Source organism: Verrucomicrobiia bacterium (genome assembly GCA_035577545.1).
Lineage (GTDB): Bacteria > Verrucomicrobiota > Verrucomicrobiia > Palsa-1439 > Palsa-1439 > Palsa-1439.
The window spans coordinates 22,475-45,741 of record DATLVI010000022.1 but is presented as its reverse complement, the minus strand read 5'-3'; the positions used below and the strand labels follow the sequence as shown (position 1 = coordinate 45,741).

The following is a 23,267-nucleotide window of genomic DNA, read 5'->3' as shown; positions in this document are numbered from 1 at the left end:
CTGTCGGCGCGACGGATTACACTCCCGTTGGGAACGCCATGAAAATACTCGTCGTGGAAGATGACTTGCTGTTACGGGACGGGCTGGTCGACCTGCTCAAGGGGGCGGGCCACACAGTTGATATGGTGTCCGATGGCCTGGCGGCGACCAAGCGCGGCATGGATCCCGAACTCGACCTTGTCCTGCTCGACGTCATGTTGCCCAAGCTTGACGGCATCGAGGTCTGCCACCGGCTCCGCAAAGCCCGCCCCGACCTGCCGATTCTCATGCTAACGGCCAAGGGCGCCGAGGAGGACAAAGTACGCGGCCTAAAAACCGGCGCGGATGATTACGTGACCAAGCCATTTGGCGCGCGCGAACTTCTCGCCCGCATTGCCGCGCTCGGACGCCGTGCGAAATCCGCGCCCGCGGAACCAGAAATCATTGCGATCGACGGCTGCCGCATTGATCTTGGGCATTGCGAAGCTCGTCGCGATGGCAGGATTATTTCGCTCACCGCGCGCGAGGTTGGCATTTTGCGCTGGCTGCATCGCCACAAGGCGCGGGCGATTTCGCGCAGCGAATTGCTCGAACAGGTCTGGGGCGCGGACGCGAAAATGGAAACGCGCACCGTTGACGTGACCATTGCCAACCTCCGCCACAAAATTGAGCGCGACCATTCCGACCCGAAGATCGTTTCTTCCGTCAAAGGAATTGGTTATGCGTGGGGCCGACGATGAGTTTCTTGCACAGCCGCACGACCCTGGCGCTGGTGTTGACGATAGCGGCACTCGTTGTGCCGTGTGGTGCCTGGTACGTCCTCGGTATGCGTGAGGTGCAACGCAATGCGGCGCAGATCGAGGCCGGCCCGCATCGACTTGCGAAAGACACCGCCGCCCAACTCGCGGGTCGTCTGCAAGAGCGTCTCGACGCGCTGCTGGAAGCGGAATCGAATCGCCCTTTTTACCACTACCAGTCCCTCTATCACGATCCGAAAGGCGTGTCCGAAGGCGCGTCCATCGTCCCCTCACCGTTGGCGCAAGGACCGACCGACCCGTTTATCCGCGCTTATTTCCAAATCGACCCCACCGGACGGGTCACGCTTCCCACGTTACCCGAAGGCGACTTGAACGCTGCAGATCGACTGCGGGCCGCTGGGGAACATGGCATTCAAAAAGAGTTGCAGTCGGTCGCGGGCGCTTCCGCCTGCGTGGCGTCCCTCCAACAAGCGCAACAATCCCCGACGAAGTCCGTGCCGGCCCCTCCGTTGACTCTGGCAGTTTCCTCGCAGCAATCCGTGCCACAGCCTTCGGCCTCATCATTCGCCCAGTCAACGGTGTCACAGCCGCGTTACGAAGTGATGGAATCCGACGCGTATGAGCAAAACGCGCAAGCCGCCCAAATCTATTCGGACCTTAAATACGGTGGCAACCTTCCCCAGAGAGCGGTGCCACAAAAGGATGAAAAACCGAAGAAGGTCACTATCGCCATCGGCGGGTTCCGGTGGTGCTCGATGCAAACCTCCAATGGCCAAAGCCTCGTTGCTTTGCGCGACGTCACCACACCCGAAGGCATCCTCGTACAGGGTTTTGTCATTTCCAATGAAGCTGTTGCCGAATCTCTCAAGAACGCCGCGCTGCCGGCCCGTTTCTCCCCCAATGTGAGCTCGGGAGCCTACGTGGCGGCCGCCCATCTTGGGAACGCCGGCTGGTACATCGTCGTCAGCGCGGCGAAGGAATTCGATGCCGCCCTTCTGCGGGTGCATCATTCGGAGACCAACTTTCTGGAGTCTTTCTTCGCCGGCGTCGGGGCCGCAAGTGTTGCGGGCCTGTGTGTGGTGGTGCTGGTGTGGCATACGGAACGGCTTGCCCGCCAGCGTTCGCAGTTCGCGGCGTCCGCCGCGCACGAACTCCGCACACCGCTCGCCGGGCTTCGCATGTACAGTGAGATGTTGGCCGAGGGATTGGGCGACCCGTTGCGTGCGAAAGACTACGCCCACCGTGCGGCCGAAGAAGCCGCGCGGCTGGGCCGTGTCGTTTCCAACGTGCTTGGCTTTACCCGTCTTGAGCGCGGCGCGCTGCAGGTGCGTCCCCAGTCCGGCGACCTCGCGGCTTTCGTGCGGGACTGTGTTGAACGCCAGCGCCCCGCGCTGGAGGCCGGCGGCGTTGGTATCGAATTCTCGGTTGCCAATGATCTACCCGGGGTAAGATTCGACCGTGACGCTCTTGCGGAGATTCTCCAGAACCTTATTGATAACGCTGAAAAATACAGCCGTTCAGCCGAGGACCGGAGTATTAAAGTTACGCTGGACCGCCGACACGAAGGGTGCAAAGACAAGCGATTCGCCGGGCCGGGAGCCATTGTTTCTGTTTGCGACCATGGTCCCGGCATTCCGGCGGACATGCTGCGACGGCTCTTTCGTCCCTTTGCGCGCGGTGGTCGCGACGACGCGCCGGCGGGACTCGGCCTTGGCCTGGCGCTGGTGAAAGCCCTGGCGGAGGCCCACGGGGGTGCGGTTAGCTACGAAACTGGGCCTGACGGAGGCAGTGTTTTCGCGGTTTTCCTCCCGCAATAGCGCGGCAGAGTTTTACACGCCTTTTACTTAACAAATTGCCGACCTGCCTTACACTTGTCTCATGGACAAAAAGGCCAATCGGAGGCCGGCATGAAGCTCCGTGCCATGCTATTGGCAATGGCTTTGGTATCCGGGTTGGCTGCCTTTGGCTTCGCGATCCAAAACACGGGCGAAACGGGACTGACCGTGCACGAGTGGGGCACGTTCACCTCGATTGCCGGCGAAGATGGGATGGCGCTTGATTGGAGGCCGCTTGCAGCTACGAATGATCTGCCGCATTTCATTCACAATGTGGCCGCCGCCAACGCTGGCGGGCTTCGCCACGACTGCGTGAAATGCGATTTGACCGGAAAAATCCGCATGGAGACGCCCGTGCTCTACTTCTACACAGACCGCGACACGGACGTGACGGTGCGGGTCGATTTCCCGAAAGGCACCATCACGGAATGGTATCCGAACGTGCGCATAGTTGGTTCGGGCATCGATTGGGGCCGCATCACCGTCCTGCCTCACGCGAATGCGGATCTTCCGGTGGAAACGGGTTCCAATCGCTATTACGCAGCCCGTGAGACCGATGCCGCGGAGGTGCGCGTCTGCAACACGAACGGACGCCCGGCGGAGTTCGAGAAGTTTTTGTTTTATCGTGGCGTGGGCGGATTCGAACCGCCAGTGTCGGTGAAGCTGGACGGCAACCGCCTCCAGCTCGCCGGCCTTGGCGGGATTGCGCAGGTGGTCGTGTTTGAGAATCACGGCGGCAACGTCGGATTCCGTGTTCTTGCCGTGAAGGCGAATACGGCGACCATCGAGCGTCCGGCGTTGGGCGATTCGCTCCCGGCGCTGCTGACTATGATGCAGCAAACGCTCGTTTCCCAGGGCCTGTACGAGAAGGAGGCGAAAGCGATGATCGAGACGTGGCGCGATTCGTGGTTCGAGGACGGACTGCGCGTATTTTACATCCTACCGCGCTACGTGACCGACAGCGTACTGCCGATCACGATTAGCCCGCAGCCGACACAGCTCGTACGGGTGCTGGTTGGTCGAATTGAAATCATCACACCCGAAAGGGAGAACGCGATGCGTGACGAGTTGAAGCGATTGGATGATCCGTCGCCGCAGGTGCGTGCCGCTGCGCGGACAGCGTTGCGACAGTCCGGGCGTTTTGCCGAGCCGGTCTTAAAACGGTTGCTGCGTGGAGACAACGATACCGCGCATGCGGGCCTGGCCGAAGAAATTTGGGGGTGACACCGTGGGTCGTTTAGGAATGTGTGCCCACACGCCAAAACGGAACAAAAACAATGCTCATGGTGTCACTCCCATTAGTTCATAACGGGAGGAGCATGGGGGCCGAGGTTGATGAACGTTGGCCTCGAGGCGATCAACACACGTTCGCGATCGAAAACGAAAGGGGCAGACGCATGGTCTGCCCCTCGGAAATGTGCGAGTGGACGGGTTAGTTGACGCCGGGCTTTCCCGCTGGCTTGCTCATCACGTGGCGGATGATATGCAGGGCTTCCTGGATGCGGAACGGTTTGCGGATGTAGCCGTCGATCTGATGCTGGGCTAGAATCTGGCGCAACCGCAGTTCCTCGGCACCCGAGACGATGATGACCTTCACGTCCGGGTTGAGCTTCTTCAGCCACTCGAAAGTCTTGGCGCCGTCAAGCTGCGGCATGTAGTAGTCCAGCAACACCAGATGAAATTTGTCCTTCTCCTGGGTGAAGCTTTCGAGGGCCTTGACGGGATTGCCGACCGCATGCACCTCGAAACCGAAGGGCTCCAGCAATTCCGCGATAAGGGTGCGGAACTCCTCATTGTCGTCGATCGCCAGCACGCGGAGACGTGTACCGTCCGCCGCGAGCGCCTGGGCCGTGTTGCTACCGTTGACTTTGGTCGTTTCCACCTGTCCCGTTTCGTTGACTGTTAGCGGCATTCTAAAACCCTTCCTCTCTAATTTGTCCCCTTGCCAATTATAGGCAATCGCACCGTCAAAATAAGCAGGGTTGGTGCCAAATCTTGACCGCCGCAGCACCGAACACTATCATCCCGAGAAATTCATACAGAAATGGCCAAAAAAGGTACATTCATCACTTTTGAGGGGGGCGAAGGCTGCGGAAAATCCACGCACATCGACCGTTTGGTGACTCGGCTGCGGCAAGACGGTTGTCAGGTCCTGGTCACCCGCGAGCCGGGTGGAACGGATGTGGGCGAGCAAATTCGCCATATTCTTCAATACAGCAAGCAGTCTGCCGCCATGGTTCCTGAGACCGAACTGATGCTCTTTTGCGCCAGCCGTGCGCAGCTCGTTCGCGAGGTCATCGAACCCGCCTTGAATGACGGCCGCGTCGTTATCTGCGACCGTTTTTTCGACTCGACGACTGTCTATCAGGGCGTCGGGAGGAAGATCGCGCCGTCAGCCGTTTCTGCAATCAACAAGTTTGCAATCGGTGCGAATCTGCCCGACCTCACGCTCGTGATCGACCTCGACCCGCGCATTGGTTTGGAACGGGCCCGCGGCCGCGAGTTGTTCGACCGCATGGAGAACCAGTCGTTGGAATTCTACGATCGTGTCCGGCAGGGCTACCTCGAACTCGCCAAACGCGACGCCCACCGCGTCAAGGTGATTGATGGCGGCCGATCCATCGAAGTAATCGAGAAACAAATTTGGGATTTGGTGAAGAGTGTCCTTTAGCGATCTCCATGAACAAAAGGCCGTGGCCGAGCAACTGCACCGCAGCCTGCAGCGCGGACGTCTCGCGCACGCTTACTTGTTCACCGGGCCGCGCGGCAGCGGCAAGGAAGCCATGGCGCGGACGCTGGCGAAGGCGCTGAACTGCACGGAAAAAGACCACGATAGCTGTGACCACTGTGATTCGTGCCGACGCATCGACGAAGGCGCGCATCCCGATGTGTATTGGGTGCGGCCCGAGTCGAAGGGCCGCCGGATCCAGGTCGAACAGATGCGCGAGTTCATGAAAGCCGTGAATCTGCGTTCTTCGATGGGCGGAGTAAAGGTCGGGATTATCGTGGACGCCGATTGCCTGGGCGAGGAAGCGGGCAACGCGTTCCTGAAAACCCTTGAAGAACCACCCGCGCAGACCGTGATCGTACTGCTTACCGCCGATCCGCAACGCCTGTTGCCCACGATCCTGTCGCGTTGCCTGAGAATTTCGTTCGGCCCGACGACCGAACGCGCCACATCGCCTTACCGTACGCAACTCCTGCCGCTCCTGGCCAAGTTTTCAACGACCGGCGAGCAAAGGGTCGCCAACACTTATCAATTGCTGGCGGAGCTAACCGCACTGCTGCAGGAAATCCGCAAAGAAACGCGCGCCCGGGTCGAGGCTGAGATGAACCTGGACCGGTATGAGGAATTGGAGCCAAAAGTGCGTGAGCGCCTGGACGAACAATTGGAGGCGCGCGTCGAGGGCGAATACCGGGCCGCCCGGGAGCGGTTACTGGAGGAGATGTACAGTTGGTTTGGCCATCTGCTGCTGTGCGTCGAGAGCGCGGACGACAAACTCCTTGCGCATCCAGACCAAGCACCTGCGGTCCGACGCGTGGCGACGGGGTTGACCTACCCGCAAGCGTGCCAGGACCTCGAGGCCATCGAGCAAATCCGTGACTCGCTTTCCCGCAATATCTCTGAGACCCTCGCGTTCGAGGTGGGCCTGCTGAAGTTGGCGCAGTAGAGCGCAAAGTCGGGATCAACGGAATGAAACGGCTCAAGAACTGGTTTGTGTTTGGACTGGCGACAGTGGCGTTTCTGGCGCCGCTGAAATTTGGCACGCCCGTGATCATCCAGGCGTCGGCCGCATTTCCGCAGGACAGCTTTGAGTGGCGGTACCTTCCCTGGCCGAATGAATTGATCATCCTCTTCATCTTCGCGAGCTTCATCTGGCTCGTGCTCGACCGCGGTCGCACGCTGGCGCACGTGGATTTGCTGTTCACCCTCCCATTGTTCTTTCTGCTGACGCAGGCGCTCGCGGTGCCGGAAACCATCTGCCCCCAAGTGACGATTGACACCCTGCTGTTGTTTGCGGCCGGGGTTCTCCTGTTTTATGTCGGTGCGTGGTACGTGCGTGATGGCGCCGCGACCGCACAGATTTTCGGAGGATTGACACTGGCGACGTTGTTCGTGTGCCTGTTGGCGATGCGCCAGCATTTTGGCGGCCTGGCGGAATCGCGCGCGTACGCGGCGCTGTACATCGATCCGGCGCATGTGCCCAGGGATTTCCTGTTGCGCATGACCAGCAACCGCGTCTTCGGATCGCTCGTGTACCCGAACGCACTGGCCGGATTCCTCGTTGTGGCCTTCGCGCCAACGCTGGTGTGGATTTGGGTGCGGGCCCGAGGCTGGGATGCGCGGGTAAAATGGATCGCACTGACATTCGCCGCTGGGGTCATGCTGTTTTGCCTCGTGCTGACGGGATCGCGGGGCGGATTCATGGCGTTTGGCGCAACGGCTCTGGCGGTTTTCTTATGCTGGTCTCCAGGAGGAGGACAACGGACGGCAGGCGTACTCATTGGCCTCATCGTGGCACTGGCGGCTGTCTTCCTGCTCGGGCAGCACGCTGGGTTTCTCCATTTCGGCACCACGAGTTTGGAATCGCGGATGGATTATTGGCGGGGCGCGGTTGCGATTGCCAGGGACCACCCATGGGTGGGGACCGGTCCCGGCACATTTGGATCAATTTACCCGAAGTACAAAATCGCGCTGACAGAGGATGCGCAGGCCGTCCACAATAGCTTCCTGCAGATGTGGTCGGACTCGGGCGTGTTGGCGTTTGTCGCTTTTGCTTTGTTGTGGATTATCGCAGTGCGGGACTCGTACCGGCTGGCACGGCAGCGAATCGGCGACGCCGCGGCGATGGCGGTCTGTGGGGCCCTAACGGGCTGGTCCGTACACGGGTTGGTGGACTTTGACCTGTACGCGCCCGGCGTGGCGCTTCCCGCCTTTATACTCCTCGGTACCGTGCAAGGTCTAAAGGAGTTGCCAAGAACCGACTCGGTCACCCCGCGACGGCGGGAAAACTGGTTCGTCGGCGCGATCTGCACTGCTGTGCTGGTTGCGGTGTTGTGGACGGAGGGTCGGGCCCTAACTGCGGATTTTTTGCGCGCACGAGCCCAAGAATTAGCGGCTACCAATCCGCTGCAAGCCCTCAAGGCAGCCAAGCGTGCGGCAGACCTGGTGCCTTGGAATTCACATTTTGAATCCGGTGTCGGTGACCTGGCGTTTCTGGCTGGCAAACCTGACGAAGCCATCATCGCCTACCGCGATGCCATTGAGGACGACCCGTATCGGGCATCCGGTTGGTGGCGGCTCGCAGAGGCAAAAAGGGCGACGCATGGGATTGATGCGGAAGTGCTTCAGCTTCTTCGCAAGGCGGTCGAACTGAACCCGACGAATGCACGCTATAGTCGGGCACTTGCGACCGTCGAGGAAAGCGTTAGACAATCCCGTCCCGCTTTGCTAGAGTCCGAACCCGCCAAGGAAGCAGGATCCTCCAAGTAATAGACGTACCTTGGTGATGGCAAGCTGGGCGTTGTGCCGAGGCGCTGGTTTGACAAATAGATAGCGAGTGGATAAAACGTCGCCCCTTTTCGGTCTGAAAGAGGATGGAACCATGGAACTGGAACAAATAAAGGCGATAGTCGCCATGATGAAGGACAATGACCTTTCCGAGTTCTCAATGGAACAGGACGGGTTGAAAATCCGCATCAAACGCGGCCCCGATGAATTTCAACAGACGGTGACCCTCCCGCCGTCCGTTCCAGCCCAGTCGGCGGCTGCTTCCACTCCGGTTCAAGCGGCCCCGCCCGCTCCCGCCGTGCCCGCAACAGTTCCACCCGCGGCCGACATCGAGCACATCACGTCGCCAATGGTTGGCACCTTTTACCTCTCCCCATCACCGGACGCGCCGCCATACGTGGAGGTCGGCCAGGAAGTTGACCCAGAGACGGTCGTCTGCATCGTTGAGGCGATGAAGGTGATGAATGAGATTAAGGCCGAAGTGAAGGGCGTCATCACTGGCGTCGTGGCCGAAAACGCCAAACCCGTCGAATTTGGTCAGAAGCTGTTCGCGGTGCGCGTCAAATAGCGCGCCCGCCGCATTGTCCCGGTCCCAGCGAGTTTACGTCGCCATGTTCGACAAAATCCTGATAGCCAATCGCGGTGAAATCGCCGTGCGCATCATCCGCGCCTGCAAAGAGCTGGGCATTCGCACGCTCGCCGTCTACTCAAAGGCGGACGCCGACTCGTTGCACGTGCAGTTGGCGGACGAGGCGATTTGCATCGGCAATGCACCCAGTAAGGAAAGCTACCTCAAGATCGACCGGATCATCAGCGCCGCGGAGGTTGGCGACGTCGAGGCCATTCACCCGGGTTACGGGTTCCTGTCCGAGAATGCGCACTTTGCCGAAGTTTGCGAGAACTGCAACATTAAGTTCATCGGCCCGGCCAGTCCATCGATCCGTTCAATGGGCGATAAGGTCGCCGCCCGTGAAACGATGCGCAAGGCTGGTGTCCCCGTTGTGCCCGGCAGCGACGGCCCCGTTGAGAATGAGCAGGACGCTCTCAAGATTGCCCGCCGGATCGGCTACCCGGTCATCGTGAAGGCGGCGGGCGGCGGCGGCGGGCGCGGCATGCGCGTGGCCCACAACGACCCGGCCCTTGTCAAAGGCTATCATACGGCCCGTTCCGAGGCCGAACACGCCTTTTCCAATTCCGCCGTTTACATCGAGAAGTATATCGAGAATCCGCGCCACATCGAGTTCCAGATCCTGGCCGACCGCAAGGGACGGACCATCCATCTCGGCGAGCGCGACTGCAGCTTACAGCGGCGGCACCAAAAACTCCTTGAAGAATCGCCCTCACCCGCTATCACCAGCGACCTTCGCAAACGGATGGGCAAGGCGGCGATCAAGGCGGCGCAGGCTGTCGGCTATATCAACGCGGGCACCATCGAATTTCTGCTCGATGCGAGTGGCACGTTCTTCTTCATTGAGATGAACACGCGCATCCAGGTCGAGCATCCCGTCACCGAGGAGGTCACGGGCATCGACATCGTGAAGGAACAAATCCGCGTCGCCGCCGGCGAAGAACTGGGTTACGACCAGAAGGACATCCAATTTGCAAAACACGCTGTCGAATGCCGCATCAATGCGGAGGATCCTTTTAACAATTTCCAGCCCTGCCCCGGCCGCATCGAATTCCTCCACGTGCCGGGCGGCCACGGTGTGCGCGTGGACACGCACGTCTACGCCGGCTACGTCATCCCGCCGTATTATGACTCGATGATAGCCAAGTTGATTTGCTACGGTCGGGACCGCCGGGTGGCGCTGGATCGTATGGCGCGAGCCTTGGATGAGTTCATTATTCGCGGGATCAAAACGACAATCCCGTTGCACAAACTGATCTTAAAGGACCCGAATTTCCGTCGGGGGCGTTACTCGACGAGTTTCGTGGAACGGCTCTTGGCGGCCAGCCAGCCGTTGGTGCCGCCGAAGCCGGAAGAACCAAAACCCGCGCGCGCGGGCACCCCGGAATGATCGAAAGGGTTTGACCAGGATATTATGAAAAAGATCGCGATGCTGACGGGGGGCGGCGACTGCCCCGGACTGAACGCAGTGATTCGTGCGGTGACGCGCAAGGGCTTGGTGGAAGGCTATGAGGTGCTGGGCTTCCGCAACGGCTGGGCCGGCGTGCTCAAAGGCGATTACTTCCCGCTCACACGCGAGCGCGTGTCGGGCATCCTGCACCTCGGCGGCACGATCCTCGGCACCTCGCGCACCAACCCGACTGACGAGCAGCTCGAGACGATCACCAAACATGTCAAGAGCATGGACCTCGCCGCGCTCGTGGCCATTGGTGGCGACGACACCCTCAGCGTCGCCTCGCGCCTGCACAAGCGGGGCATTCCGGTCATCGGCGTGCCCAAGACCATCGACAACGATATTGACGGCACCGACCAGACGTTCGGGTTTGACACGGCAATCAACATTGCCGCCGAAGCGCTCGACCGGCTCCACAGCACCGCCGAGTCGCACAGTCGCGTGCTGGTGGTGGAATTGATGGGACGCCAAGCGGGCTGGATCGCGCTCGAAGCCGGCATGGCCGGCGGCGCCGACATGATCTTGTTGCCCGAATTCCCCATGTCCCTGGCCGAGATTTGCAAGATCATCAAGCAGCGCCAGGCGGGCGGGAAGAATTTTTCCATCGTCGCGGTCGCCGAGGGTTTCAAGCTCGACGGCGCCGAGGTCACGGCGGTCAAGGAACTCGACGCGTTCGGTCATGCCCGTCTCGGCGGCATCGGCGAAGTGCTTTGCCGCGAAATTGAGAGACTCACGGGCATCGAAAGCCGTGGCGTGGTGTTGGGCCACATTCAACGCGGCGGAACGCCCAGCGCCTACGACCGCGTGCTCGGCACGCGCTACGGCGTGAAGGCGGTCGATCTCGCGATGGAGGGCCAATTCGGCAAAATGGTCTCCCTGCGCGGTCCAGAGGTTGTCGGGATTGACATCGATTCGATCCTCACCGAGGTGGTCGATAAGAAAACCGGCCAGCGGAAACTGCGCGTACGCAACCGTTGTGTGCCGCAAGAACTCTACGATGTCGCAAAGGTCTTTTTTGGTTGATGTCAAAAACCCGTCTCGCCACGTGCCGTTTGTACGGGTTCATCGATACGGCGTATATCGAGGACCTTGATCCCGGCGACGTCGCGCGCGAGCTGATCGCCGGCGGCGTGGACATCATTCAGGTGCGCGCCAAGGAGAAGTCGCACGCCGATCGTGTCGCTCTTGCGCTGAAGGTTGTCTCCGCGGCGTTTCAATACAAGGTACTCGTCATCATCAACGACGACATCGAGGCGGCCTTTGAGGCGGGTGCGGACGGGGTGCATCTCGGTCAGGAGGATTGGGCTGCGATTCCACGGGAAGAACGGGCCGAACGACTGGCAAATATGCGAATCGTTGGCCTCAGCACGCACTCGCTGGATCAAGCGCTCGCAGCCGAACGAGACGGCGCCGACTACCTCGGTGTTGGCCCCGTTTTTCCAACGGCCACCAAACCCGGCGTCAAACCCGTGGGCGTCGAGTTGGTGCGCGAAGTCTCCGCGCGCGTGAAAACCCCGTTCTTTGCGATCGGGGGTATCACCTTGGACAACATCGGCGAGGTCCTGGAGGCGGGTGCGACGCGCGTGGCAGTCGTCTCCGCGATCTTGCAAGCCTCCGACAAAACGGAAGCCGCTGCCGCATTTGGAAAACGATTGGAGAAACTGCAGCTCCGAATGAATTCGGTGCCGCCAGGGAGATCAGGATGAGTCTTCTTATTACAGGTTCCGTAGCGCTGGACAGCGTCAAGACGCCACTTCAGGAACATCGCGATCTACTGGGTGGATCGGCCAGTTACGCCTCGGTAGCGGCGAGTTTTTTTGGGCCCGTCCAGATGGTCGCAATTGTCGGCACGGACTTCCCCGAAAAATATCTCGCCCTCTACCGCAAACACGGTATCGATATCGATGGCCTGCAGATAGCCGACGGCAAAACATTTCGCTGGAGTGGCGAATATGAATGGGACCTGAACAACCGGCGCACCCTGTCGGTCAACCTGAACGTCTTCGAGTCGTTCCAGCCCAGGCTGCCCGAAAGCTACAAACGTACGCCGTACGTTTTTCTCGCGAATATCTCGCCGCAACTACAGGCGCATGTGCTCGCGCAGGTTGCGGCTCCGAAGTTTATCGTGGCCGACACGATGGACTTGTGGATCGAGACGCAACGCGAGGCACTGACCGAGTTGTTGCGCCAGATTGATTGCCTGGTGCTGAATGAGAGCGAGGCGCGCGAGTTCACGAAGGAAGCCAGCCTCATCAAGGCGGGCCGCCTGCTCCTGAATATGGGCCCGAAATACGTGGTCATCAAAAAAGGAGAGCACGGTTGCCTGCTCTTTGGGAAGGATTTCTTCTTCAGCGCGCCGGCCTACCCACTCGAAGATATACACGACCCGACCGGCGCGGGCGATTGTTTCGCGGGCGCGTTCACGGGCTACCTCGCGCGCGCGAATCACATCGATCCCAAGTCACTCCGTAAAGCGGTCATCTACGGGAGTGTCATCGCTTCCTACTGCGTGGAAGATTTCAGCCTCACCCGCCTGGAGTCGATCACCGAACCGCAAATCAACGAGCGCTACGGCCTGTTTAAATCGATGAGCCACTTCGACGTGGCTTAGAACCCGGCCCGCTCGATCTCGCTTTCACCAAAAAGTATTTCACGCGCCTTTTCGAATTCGTCTTCCGGGACGGCCACGCGTGTGTCACGGGCCAGGTCGTCAAGGTTTGGCTTGGTGTCCTTTTCTTCCATCTGCGGATGCAGATCCCACTTCTCGAGCACCAACACGACCATTTCGGATTTGATGGCCTGGCCTTCAAACACAATCCGTAGACCCATTGCCGTTCTCCAATTCCACGAAAAGATGCAGCAGGTACCCGAGTAGATGGATCCGCAGCGCGGCCAAATGCTTTGGCTCTTGCGGGTCGAAATCCTGGCGTTCCATATCCTCCTCGTCGATCTTGTGGACTTCGGCGAGGATCAGGCGCGTCTGGTTAAGGGCGCTCATCCACGCGTTGAGATGCTCGACGGGAAACGTAACTTCGTAAACTTCGGGATCTCCCTGATTGCCCGTCAGCGTGGTCAGGTCGCGCGTCACGGTTTCCGCCGCGGAGACGAACAGATGGCGCAATTCGGGACTGACCATCTGCTGCCATTCCTTGTTGATCCCGGCGTCGGCCAGGGTGGGATTGGGGAAGAGTCGGGCAGACGCACCCGGCCCATCGCGCATTTCCAGGATTTCAGGCATTTCGCGAAGCATCACGGCCAGCATGGTCGTCAGTCCACCAATGCGGACATGCTTTTCATCGAGCCGTTCGATGTGCAGGTCGATCACGTTTCCGATTTCTCCATCGTGGCCAGCAATTGATACCCGTGAAGTTGGTGGACGTAGTGTTCCGCTTGCTCACGACCGCCCGACCACACCAGCGAACGCCCCAAGTTGTGCACTTCCAGCATCATTTTCTTCGCCTTGGCCCGTGGGTACCCGAAGACCCGCATCAGCACCATGGTGACGTAGGTCATCAGGTTGATGGGATCATTGTGGACGACGACGTTCCAGGGCGTGGAAAGTTCCGACTTGGTAATGGTCTCGACAATTTGGATGACACCGGGCTGTCCCGTGGCGTTCGAAGGCGTCATATTCCCGGTACCATACCAAACCCGCCCGCCTTTACCAACTTTGGCTTGATTTGAAAGAAGAAACGGCGAGAATACGTGAAGTCTTGCGGGCGTAGCATAGTGGTAATGCACTGGCTTCCCAAGCCAGCTAGGTGGGTTCGATTCCCATCGCCCGCTCCAATTTCAATAAGTCATAGATGGCCGCTTCTGATGGGCCCTGCGTTTGGTTGATTCACCCCGGTTCTCGTCCTTGGTGATTGGTGAGATGAGCCTTGAACTGGGACTCTCAATGCTCTATCTTAAGTGCAGCTTCTCGGTCTTTGAGATTCGGCGGGCGGGTTAGAGGAACAGGGGTTCCAGTGGTCGAGCCCACAAACCATCAACCCCGTCATCTTGAAGACTGATCAGTCGAAAACTGAGGGCGGCGCATTCAACCGAGTGCGCCGCTTTCATTTATTTTTCGCGGTGGGATTGGAAATGGAGACCCCTTCCCGTTGCGCGCAAACTGGTGGCATCAACCGAACGGATGGGGACCCATCGTTAGGACTTTTCGGCAGCTTGGGAGTCGGCAGTGGCAAAGGATTGGAGAGTCGAGACTTGCCCATTTGATCCCCGCTACTACCCCACCTCGACTCTCCGCTGCAACCTAAGCCCAATTACCAGGAAAGCAACTGATACATTGCTCACTTCAATTATCAGAAGCCGCAGATTCTCGCAGCCGGCGGTTGGCACCGGGGAGTTCTTTAAGTTCGTCGCGTGAAACCTGGTGTAACTGTCATCGCCCGCGTCGATTTTCTCAGAGAATTTGCCCCCAGAAAAGCTATTGCACTTTGGAACGCGGCTGCTTATATTCTTTGTGAAAATTTTCTCAAAGTGGTCGCGTCGGGTTGGATCAAATAGAAGACAACGGTCATGGCGTATTTCATTACAGACACTTGCATCGGCTGCACCGTCTGCGAGTTGAAGTGTCCCGTGGACACTATCAGCGGCAAGTCCAAGGAATTGTACGTCATTCATCCCGAAGGTTGCATCGATTGCGGGGTGTGCGCCATTTACTGCCCGGTCTCCTGTATCCAGGACCAATACGGCAATCTCGTCACCCGCATCAAGCCGAGCCAAATCCCGAAGGCGAAGGTCATTGTGGACGACTGCACTGGCTGCGAGTTCTGTGTGGACATCTGCCCGTTCGACTGCATTTACATGAAGGAAGACCCTACGCACACGGGGTCGGGCCACTATAAAGTGGCCGAGGTCGTGGCGGAGGAATGTGTGGCATGCCGCCTTTGCGAGATCGTCTGCGACAAGGATGCCATCATCGTGCCGAATGCTCCGACGCATCGGGCGGCGATGTTACCCTCGCAGTTGGAGAAGCATTAGTTCTTTCAAATGAGTGACGCAAAGCAGTCAGGGGAAGCGCCTTCGTCGGGCGTGGCGGAACTCCCGGAGGAGAAGTCGACGTTTGCTACGCTGGCGGTACAACTGTTCGTGATTCCGCTGGCGGTCGTGCTGTTCTGCGTGGCGGTGGCCGGGCTGTTCATGTGGCTGACTGCGGAGCGCAAGGGGCTGGATGACTACCTGGGCGCGTTGCGCGCCAGTTCGGGCGAACAACGTACCCGTCAGGCGCAGTACCTGTTGAATTACATCCAGGACTCGAAGCGTTGGCAGGGGATTTTCGACGTCACGGCCCAGATCAGCGCGGATCGCGAGCAGTTTCTCGCAAAAAACCCGCACGCTGTCGCCGACATCGTGCAGGTCTTCACCGAGTCGAAAGGTCAGGATCCGAAGACGAGGCGGTACCTGGCGTTGGTCCTCGGTTTGTTGGGGGATCGCCAGGCTGTCACAACCTTGCGCGCGGGGCTTGATGACGGGGACGCAGAAACGGTGAAGAATTGCCTGTGGGCGCTGGGCCGGCTTGACGACGAAGCTTCGGCCACGCGGATCATCGAGTTGACTCACAGCGACGAACAGTCGGTACGCCTGATGGCGGTCTATGTACTCGGGTCGATGACCAGTCCGGCGGCGCAGGGCGTGTTGGAGGCGTCACTCAACGATCCGGACGAACTGGTGAAGTGGAACGCAGCCTTCGGGCTGGCAAGCAAGGGCAACGCCGCCGCGTGGGATGTGCTGGCGAGGTTGCTTGACAAGGAATACGTTGACCGTGTTACTCAGTTGATGCCAAAGGAGGGTCGCCCGCTGGCAGAGAACATCCAGCGGTATCGGGTGGCGGCGGTAATGTGGGTGGCGAAACTGGATCCGTCGAAGGCCGCCCCGTTGCTGGACAAGATGAGCGCCGGCGAAACAGATTTGCGGGTGCGCAATGCTGCGATTCAACAGCTTAATAATCTGAGACATAAGTAGCCATGGCAGAGATGAAATTCGTGGGAGCGGACAAACCCCAGCAGGGGCAGACATTAAGTCCGCGTGAAGAAGCGGTGCGGCGGTTGAAGGCCAAAGGGATCCTTGATCCCTCGGGCCAGCCGATGCCGCGCCGGCAATTCTTTATCAGCCTTGCACTCGCGTGGGCGACATTCGCCGCGGCGCTCGGAGGCGGGTTGACCGCGCTCTTTGCGTTCATGGTGCCGCGCATTGATTTTACCCGCATCGATGTCTTCAAGGTTGGACCACCGAGCAATTTTGCGCCCAACACGGTTGATGAATCGTTCAAGGCGGCTCATCGTGTCTGGGTCGTGAACCACGAAAGCCGCATCTTTGCGGTGCAAGCGGTGTGCACGCACCTCGGCTGCACGCCGAACTGGATGGAAGGCGAACGCAAGTTCAAGTGCCCATGTCACGGCAGCGGCTACACCATCGACGGTATCAATTTTGAAGGCCCGGCGCCGTTCCCGATGCGGCGCTACGAAGTCACCCTGGCGGACGACGGTCAAATCGTTGTGAACGAAGGGCGGTTGTTCTTTTGGGAAAAGGGCGAGTTCGACGATCCGCGCGCTTTCGTAACCGTTTAAAGAGCCATGCTCAACAAACTCAAGAACGCAGTCCTGGATTCGCAGATCAAGAAATCGATCTTTCGCGTCGGCATCCCGAATACCGACCGCAAACGCGTGCTCATCGTCCTCGGGAACGTGTTCCTGCACTTGCACCCGACGAAAGTCCGCACGAGCGGTGTGAAGCTACGCTATACGTGGTGCGCCGGCGGCCTGAGTTTCTTTCTTTTCCTGGTGCTCACACTGACGGGCGTGCTCCTGATGTTTTATTATCGCCCCACGGTAGAAGGCGCGTACGTGGATATGCTCGACATCCGTTCGCAGGTCCCGTTCGGCATCATGCGGGAATTGCACCGCTGGAGCGCCCATGCCATGGTCATCATGGTCATGGTGCACATGTTCCGTGTGTTCATGACGGGCAGTTACAAACCACCGCGTGAGTTCAACTGGGCGATTGGCGTGCTTTTGCTGGTCCTTACTTTCCTGCTTTCGTTCACCGGCTATTTGCTACCCTGGGACCAGCTCGCGATCTGGGCGATCACGGTCGGTTCGAACATGGCGAAGGCCACGCCGTTCATGGGCGCGGGCGGGCCGTTCGCGGACTTTTTACAGATTGGCGGCGTGCCGCTCGTCCATCCGGGTGATGACGCGCGGTTCATGCTGATTGGCGCCAAGGAGCTTGGCGGCACCACGTTGTTGCGATTTTACGTGTTGCACTGCGTCGGCATCCCGCTCATTGCGGCCGTGTTGATGGCGGTGCATTTTTGGCGCATCCGCAAGGATGGCGGCATCTCGGGGCCGCTCTAGACGTCAGAACAAAAGCGGTCAGAGTTTTCAATGGAACAAGCAGCGGCAAGTCATGGCGTTTTATTCGAGGCATTCAAGGCGGTGGCCAATGTGCTGGCCACCCCGTGGCTGAGCTTTTCCCTTACCACTGTCGGGCTATTGCTCCTGCTGCGCTTCCGCCGTTACGTTTTCAACTGGTGGATCGGCATCCTTGCTCTCGTGATTGAGGGCGGCGTGATTATCTGGGGGATGAAGGACCCGAACTTTGCGCTCATCGTCGGCAAACCGGACAACGTGCCGATCACGGCGATGTTGTTCATCTCCACGTTCGTGCTCTGGCTCGCGATGACGCAGGCCGTGAACAACGACCGTCGCGTAGAGCAAAAGCTGCCGCCGGACGAAAAGGAAACTTCCGGCCAAAAAACCTGGGTGTGGCCCGACCTGCTTTACATTGAATTCATTTCCCTGATCATCTGCTCGATTGTGTTGATTCTTTGGGCAATTTACCTGCGCGCGCCACTCGAACAACCCGCCAATCCCGCCGCCACGCCCAATCCATCCAAAGCGCCATGGTACTTCCTCGGATTACAGGAAATGCTTGTATACTACGATCCCTGGTACGCGGGTGTCGTGTTGCCGAGCATCATCGTCGTTGGATTGATGGCGATTCCCTACATAGACACCAATCCGAAAGGCGGCGGCTACTTCACGTTCGCCGAGCGGAAATTCTCGATTGGAATCTTCTTATTCGGTTATCTCGCGCTGTGGGTGTTCATGATCATCACGGGCACCTTCCTGCGCGGCCCGGGCTGGAATTTCTTCGGGCCATTCGAGTACTGGGACCCGCACAAGATCGTCGCGCTCAATAACGTGAATCTTTCCGACTACGTGTGGGTGAAATGGTTCCAATGGATTTACCAGAAGACGCACATCGAGTGGTTCAACCAGGGGCTGCCCCAGGTTCGCAACGCGATCCCGCAATTGCTTCCGCCGGATTTCCTGACAGTCGGTTGGCATGACAGCACCTGCCGCGCATTTGTCATTGAAGTTGGTCACGCCATCAAGCGCGAGTTCGCCGGCCTCCTGTTTCTGGCCTTTTATTTCCTCGCCCTGCCGGGCATCCTCGCCAAGACGATTTTGAAGAAGTTTTACGAACAGTTGGATTTTGCGCGCTACAGCGTGTTGGTGATGTTGTTCCTCACTATGTTCACGCTGCCGCTGAAAATGGTGCTGCGCTGGACGATGACCCTGAAATACTTCGTGGACACTCCGTGGATCAAGTTCTGAGGCGATGAGAAACCAACCAGAAACCCTCCACGAGTACAGCATTCCGCGCCTGCACTGGTGGTTCCTGCTCAGCGGTTTCGTGTTCCTCTTGAGCCTCGTATTGATGATTTGGGTCGATTACTCCGGCGGCTATGCTCCCTGGCTCGCCCTACATGGTGATCGCGAGTGGAAAAACTACCAGCGTCAATTCTACGCGCTGGATATGAAACGCATAGCGGCGGACGCCAAGGCCGCCGAGGTCAAGGCTAACGAGGCCGGCCTGTCCAAGATGCAGGACGACCTGGCCAAGACGACACGGGAGTTGGAGGGAAAAAAGCCTGAGGAAGCGAAGTTGCAGGCCGCCGTGGACCAGGCAAAGGTGGAGGACGACCTGATTACGCGCCAGTTTACCATGGATAAGGCCCTGCGCGACCAGTATCGATCCTTGTACGAAGAGGCGCTTGAGCGCAACAACATGAATATGGACGCACCCGAAGTGCGTGAGTCAAAGGACAAAGCCGAGTCGCAAAATGAACTTGTGGCGAAACTCGATCTTCGCAAACAGCAGGCCGATGCCAAACTCCAAGCGGCCAAGGACAATCAGGCCGCGCTGATGGGTCACGAAAGTGAGCTGCAGCACAACATCAAGCGCCTTGACGACGGCATCAAACTCCTGACCACCCGCTACAAGCAACTCGACAGCGCATTGGTTCAAGGCGTCGTCAATGCACCCGTCATCGAATTCGCTGCGGGGACTATCAAGGTCGAACAGATCATCGCCGATAAACATCACACCGATGTGAACTTCGCCACCGTCCCGCGCGTGGATCGCTGCATTATGTGCCACAAGGGCATCGACCGGAAGGACCCGACACCGGAAGACCGCGACTGGCGTGCCAAGAACAAGATCGACGTTATCGAGTGGTCGAAACAGCCACAACCACTTCGTAACCATCCGCAAATGGATTTGTTTGTCGGCGACACCTCGCCGCATCCGGCCAGCACCTATGGGTGCACCGTCTGCCATTGGGGCTGGGACCGTGAAACAACCTTTTCGCGTTCCGGCCACACACCGGATGCGGAAGTGAAACAGCCGTACATCTTCGACGCCTTGACGAAACAGTGGGTGAAAGCCTCGAAAAGGGAGGATGACGAGGATGAGGATGCGAAGGCGCAAAAGACGGCAGTGCCGAAAGCCAACGTCGTCGAAATGACCCAGAAGGTTGCGTGGCAGAAGAATCACAACTGGGAAGAGGAAGAATTTCTCATGCAGCCGATGCGTTCGGCAAAGTATGTGCAAGCCAGTTGCCTGAAATGCCACAATGCGCAGACCAACCTGAAAGGCGGCGAGAAACTGGATCATGGCCGCCGCCTCATCGAGCAACTCGGCTGTTGGTCGTGCCATAAGATGAGGCAAATGGAAACCTACACGACGCACCACGTCGCCGCAGGCGAAGACTTCGAAGGCCTTTGTAAGTTTTACGACGTGAATGCCGACGACGTGCGCCGGCTGAATGGCTTCCCGCAGGAAGTTTCGTTGACGATTGGGCAGGAAGTATATATCCCCATCCGCACGTTGCGCAAGCCGGGCCCAAGCCTTTACAAGGTGGCCAGCAAAACGAACAAAGAATGGATGCGCAAGTGGCTCGCCAATCCCGTTGATTTCCGCCCGAACACCTACATGCCGCGTTTCTGGGGACTCGACAATAACTCAGGCACACCCGATCGCGATGCCCGCAATGCCGTCGAGATCAACGCGATCGCAGAATATCTTTTTGCCGTCAGCGACCAATCGAAGTATCCCGAGCCGACGGTCCAGGGTGACACCGAGAATGGAAAAAAGCTCATCGGTCAACTCGGTTGCATGGGTTGCCACGCCATCGACGAGAAGTTGATGGACATCAAGGTGCCGGGGTCGCTCAAGCAATACATGGATGATTGGCAGTACCGGCGGTTGCGCTCGCAAGGGCCGCAATTGGCTGGCGTGGGCAGCAAGACAAGCGTCAACTGGCTCTTCGCCTGGTTGAAGGACCCGAAGCAATACCATCCGCGGACGAAGATGCCGAATTTGCGTCTTGGCGACCAGGAGGCATCAGACGTCGCCGCGTACCTCGCTAGTCTTCACAACGAAAAGACTGACCAGGAAACATTGCCGGAAACGAAAGCCGATCTTCTCGACAGGGAGACAGTCGAGTACCTCCAGGTGACATTGCCGGTGCAAGAAGCGAAGCAGAAGATCAACAACCTCGACGATCTCATTGAGTTGTATTTCGTCGATGAAGAAACGATGAAGTACTATCAGGATCCCGCGCGGCTCGCCCGCGAGGAGGTCCAACTCAAAGCCCTGCGGAAGGAATTTGAGGAGACATTCGACGACGCGGTGGACCGCAAGGCGAAGAAGCTGGCCGCGCAGATCGAACAGGTAAAGTCGAAGATGCAGGCTGCCAAGCAGACGGTTGCCGCCATGCCGTTCACCGAGAAAAAGAACGTGTACCTGGGCAGCAAGCTGATTTCTCGGTACGGTTGCTACGCTTGCCACGACATCCATGGGTTCGAAACCGCCAAGCCCATCGGCACCGAATTGAGCGAGTGGGGCAGCAAGCCGGTCGATAAGCTGGATTTCGGCCTGGTGGACATCGAGAAGAACCGACTCTCCTGGCTGAAGCAGAAACTTCATGCGCCGCGTTCGTTTGACAACGGACGTATCGACGTGACGCGCATGCCGCAGGAATTGCTGAAGATGCCGAAATTCAACCTGACCGACGAGCAGATTGACCAGATCGTCACCGTCGTCTCCGGCATGACCGACGAGAAATTGACGCCGAATGAAGCGCGACAGTTGACGCCGGCGGAATTCCAGATCGAGCGCGGCCGCTGGACCGTGAAGGAATTGAACTGCATCGGCTGTCACATCGTCGAGGCGCAAGGCGGCGCGGTTCGCGCGACGGGCCTTGCGACGGGCATGGAGCCGCCGCTGTTGAGCGGCACGCCGACACAATTGCATCAGGGGCAGCGCACACAGCCCGATTGGCTGTTCCAATTTATCAAAGCGCCGCAAACCGGCCAGATTCGCCCGTGGCTACACGTCCGCATGCCGACCTTCGGATTGTCGGATGGCGAGGCCAACGTGCTCGTGAAGTATTTTGCGCTGCAAGGCGAGGCGCAGTTCCCGTATCAGTCACCGAAGATCAATACGTCGCCGGAACACCTGGCCGCCGGCAAACAATTGTTCGATCAGTTGAAGTGCGCGTTGTGCCACATTGTCGAGGGCAAAGCATTGGGCAAATCGGTCGCCGAGATTCCCGACGAAGACCTGCCACGATTGGCGCCGAATCTTTCCCAGGCGCACGAACGCCTGCAACGCGACTGGCTGGTAAATAAATGGCTCGTGGAGCCGTTGGCGCAGCAGCCGGGGACGCGCATGCCACAGTTCGAATACGGCACGGCCATTGCGCCGAATATCCTCGGTGGCGATGGACGCAAACAAATCGAAGCCCTGGTGGATTACGTGCTAACATTGGGCACATACGAGGAGACCGCTCAGGCAGCGCCCGCCCCCGCGCCGGTGGCGGCGCCGACGCAGCCGCAAGCGCGGCCATAGCGTGAATTTTCGTGCGGCGGAGAGCGTCTCAGTAGTAGCAAAACGAATCAACTTTGGCCTTGAAAAAGGTTGGTTCCAATAGAAGACTGGTCAATTATCGACTGAAGGAGAATGGAAATGAAATTATCAAAGTTATTGATGACGGTTGCCGCATCGTTACTGGTCGCCACAGTTTCGCAAGCCGCAGATTCGGCGTCGATCTCCGGCAAGATCACGTTTGATGGCAAGGCCCCGAAGCCGAAGAAGATCCCGACCGATGCGGATCCCAAGTGCGCCGCGATGCACGAGGATTCGCCGCTCATGACTGAAGAAGTGGTGGTCAATGCTGACGGCATGCTGAAGAATGTGTTCGTGTACATCAAGAGCGGCCTGCCGGACGGAAAGACCTACGACACGCCGAAGAATCCCGTCGTCCTGACGCAGGAGAAGTGCCACTATGCGCCGCACGTGTTTGGCATGATGGCCAAGCAGCCGCTGGAAATTGTGAATGCGGACGACACGTTGCATAACATTCACGCTCAACCGACGAAGAGCAAGGAATTCAATGTAGGCCAGCCCAACCAGGGGATGAAGACCATGCGCACCTTCGCTGAGCCCGAGGTCATGGTGCACTTCAAGTGCGACGTGCATCCGTGGATGTCGGCGTATGTCGGCGTGATGAGCAATCCGTTTTACAGCACGACCGGCGATGATGGTACGTTCTCGATCAAGGGATTGCCGGCGGGCGAATACGAAGTGGCTGCCTGGCATGAGAAGTATGGCGAACAGGTCCAAAAGATCAAAGTCGGTGACGGTGAGGCCAAGACCATCGACTTCAAGTTTTCAAAGCCCGCCGAATAGGGCGGGCCTGGCGTAATAGCTTGTCCGTTGAGGGTGTGGTTGGAAACGCCGACCGCAC

At 58.7% G+C, this 23,267-nt stretch carries 22 protein-coding genes and 1 tRNA gene; 19 read left to right on the top strand and 4 right to left on the bottom strand.

The annotated features are described in order from the left end of the window. Positions 1-38 precede the first annotated feature (38 nt). The 3 genes from VNL17_07075 to VNL17_07065 all read left to right on the top strand — a co-directional run bounded on the left by VNL17_07075 (position 39) and on the right by VNL17_07065 (position 3,796). Complete coding sequence (locus VNL17_07075; GenBank protein HXI83837.1) at positions 39-719, top strand: response regulator transcription factor; 681 nt, start codon at positions 39-41, stop codon at positions 717-719. Then, entirely contained in the window at positions 716-2,554 is a 1,839-nt protein-coding gene (locus VNL17_07070; protein HXI83836.1) for a HAMP domain-containing sensor histidine kinase, read from the top strand. The genes VNL17_07075 and VNL17_07070 overlap by 4 nt, the downstream gene beginning before the upstream one ends. A gap of 90 nt (positions 2,555-2,644) precedes the next feature. Then, positions 2,645-3,796, top strand: a complete 1,152-nt coding sequence (locus VNL17_07065) for a hypothetical protein (protein HXI83835.1) — start codon at positions 2,645-2,647, stop codon at positions 3,794-3,796. A 208-nt stretch (positions 3,797-4,004) separates the two neighbouring features. On the opposite strand, the gene VNL17_07060 is transcribed toward VNL17_07065, so the two are convergent. Next, entirely contained in the window at positions 4,005-4,484 is a 480-nt protein-coding gene (locus tag VNL17_07060) for a response regulator (GenBank protein HXI83834.1), read from the bottom strand. Between the two features lie 132 nt (positions 4,485-4,616). Between VNL17_07060 and tmk the strand changes: the two genes are divergently transcribed. From tmk to VNL17_07020, 8 genes are all read left to right on the top strand, one after another. Then, positions 4,617-5,243 (top strand): dTMP kinase, encoded by a 627-nt coding sequence (tmk, locus tag VNL17_07055; GenBank protein HXI83833.1) that lies wholly within the window; start codon positions 4,617-4,619, stop codon positions 5,241-5,243. Beyond that, a complete protein-coding gene (gene holB, locus VNL17_07050) occupies positions 5,233-6,243 on the top strand; it encodes a DNA polymerase III subunit delta' (GenBank protein HXI83832.1) in 1,011 nt (336 codons plus the stop codon). Before tmk ends, holB begins: the two co-directional genes overlap by 11 nt. Positions 6,244-6,266: 23 nt before the next feature. Next, positions 6,267-8,066, top strand: coding sequence for an O-antigen ligase family protein (locus VNL17_07045; protein ID HXI83831.1), 1,800 nt, complete (start codon positions 6,267-6,269; stop codon positions 8,064-8,066). 112 nt (positions 8,067-8,178) lie between these two features. After that, the gene (accB, locus tag VNL17_07040) at positions 8,179-8,652 is read left to right on the top strand and encodes an acetyl-CoA carboxylase biotin carboxyl carrier protein (GenBank protein ID HXI83830.1); all 474 of its coding nucleotides are present in this window, start codon (positions 8,179-8,181) and stop codon (positions 8,650-8,652) included. Between the two features lie 43 nt (positions 8,653-8,695). Beyond that, positions 8,696-10,102: an acetyl-CoA carboxylase biotin carboxylase subunit gene (gene accC / locus VNL17_07035; protein ID HXI83829.1), complete on the top strand. Its 1,407-nt coding sequence runs from the start codon at positions 8,696-8,698 to the stop codon at positions 10,100-10,102. Positions 10,103-10,126: 24 nt separating this feature from the next. Then, entirely contained in the window at positions 10,127-11,188 is a 1,062-nt protein-coding gene (locus VNL17_07030; GenBank protein HXI83828.1) for an ATP-dependent 6-phosphofructokinase, read from the top strand. Continuing rightward, entirely contained in the window at positions 11,188-11,871 is a 684-nt protein-coding gene (thiE, locus tag VNL17_07025) for a thiamine phosphate synthase (protein HXI83827.1), read from the top strand. The genes VNL17_07030 and thiE overlap by 1 nt, the downstream gene beginning before the upstream one ends. After that, positions 11,868-12,776 (top strand): PfkB family carbohydrate kinase, encoded by a 909-nt coding sequence (locus VNL17_07020; GenBank protein HXI83826.1) that lies wholly within the window; start codon positions 11,868-11,870, stop codon positions 12,774-12,776. The genes thiE and VNL17_07020 overlap by 4 nt, the downstream gene beginning before the upstream one ends. On the opposite strand, the gene VNL17_07015 is transcribed toward VNL17_07020, so the two are convergent. From VNL17_07015 to clpS, 3 genes are read right to left on the bottom strand one after another with little or no spacing between them, the layout of a single operon-like run. After that, complete coding sequence (locus tag VNL17_07015) at positions 12,773-12,994, bottom strand: hypothetical protein (protein ID HXI83825.1); 222 nt, start codon at positions 12,992-12,994, stop codon at positions 12,773-12,775. The two genes, VNL17_07020 and VNL17_07015, sit on opposite strands and share 4 nt — an antisense overlap. Beyond that, a complete protein-coding gene (locus VNL17_07010; protein ID HXI83824.1) occupies positions 12,972-13,490 on the bottom strand; it encodes a DUF2017 family protein in 519 nt (172 codons plus the stop codon). Before VNL17_07010 ends, VNL17_07015 begins: the two co-directional genes overlap by 23 nt. Beyond that, positions 13,487-13,795 (bottom strand): ATP-dependent Clp protease adapter ClpS, encoded by a 309-nt coding sequence (clpS, locus tag VNL17_07005; GenBank protein ID HXI83823.1) that lies wholly within the window; start codon positions 13,793-13,795, stop codon positions 13,487-13,489. The genes VNL17_07010 and clpS overlap by 4 nt, the downstream gene beginning before the upstream one ends. Before the next feature lie 85 nt (positions 13,796-13,880). Here clpS and VNL17_07000 point away from each other — a divergent pair. From VNL17_07000 to VNL17_06965, 8 genes are all read left to right on the top strand, one after another. Then, a tRNA-Gly gene (locus VNL17_07000) sits at positions 13,881-13,954 on the top strand. 732 nt (positions 13,955-14,686) lie between these two features. Then, the gene (locus VNL17_06995; GenBank protein ID HXI83822.1) at positions 14,687-15,151 is read left to right on the top strand and encodes a 4Fe-4S dicluster-binding protein; all 465 of its coding nucleotides are present in this window, start codon (positions 14,687-14,689) and stop codon (positions 15,149-15,151) included. Between the two features lie 9 nt (positions 15,152-15,160). Beyond that, positions 15,161-16,132 carry a HEAT repeat domain-containing protein gene (locus VNL17_06990; GenBank protein ID HXI83821.1) on the top strand — a complete coding sequence of 324 codons (972 nt, stop codon included), beginning with the start codon at positions 15,161-15,163 and terminating at the stop codon, positions 16,130-16,132. A gap of 2 nt (positions 16,133-16,134) precedes the next feature. Continuing rightward, positions 16,135-16,737, top strand: a complete 603-nt coding sequence (locus tag VNL17_06985) for a ubiquinol-cytochrome c reductase iron-sulfur subunit (protein HXI83820.1) — start codon at positions 16,135-16,137, stop codon at positions 16,735-16,737. A 6-nt stretch (positions 16,738-16,743) separates the two neighbouring features. After that, positions 16,744-17,523 carry a cytochrome b N-terminal domain-containing protein gene (locus VNL17_06980; protein HXI83819.1) on the top strand — a complete coding sequence of 260 codons (780 nt, stop codon included), beginning with the start codon at positions 16,744-16,746 and terminating at the stop codon, positions 17,521-17,523. A 30-nt stretch (positions 17,524-17,553) separates the two neighbouring features. Continuing rightward, a complete protein-coding gene (locus VNL17_06975; protein HXI83818.1) occupies positions 17,554-18,789 on the top strand; it encodes a hypothetical protein in 1,236 nt (411 codons plus the stop codon). 4 nt (positions 18,790-18,793) lie between these two features. Beyond that, positions 18,794-22,369, top strand: a complete 3,576-nt coding sequence (locus VNL17_06970; protein ID HXI83817.1) for a c-type cytochrome — start codon at positions 18,794-18,796, stop codon at positions 22,367-22,369. A 117-nt stretch (positions 22,370-22,486) separates the two neighbouring features. After that, positions 22,487-23,209 (top strand): carboxypeptidase regulatory-like domain-containing protein, encoded by a 723-nt coding sequence (locus VNL17_06965; GenBank protein HXI83816.1) that lies wholly within the window; start codon positions 22,487-22,489, stop codon positions 23,207-23,209. Positions 23,210-23,267: the final 58 nt, after the last annotated feature.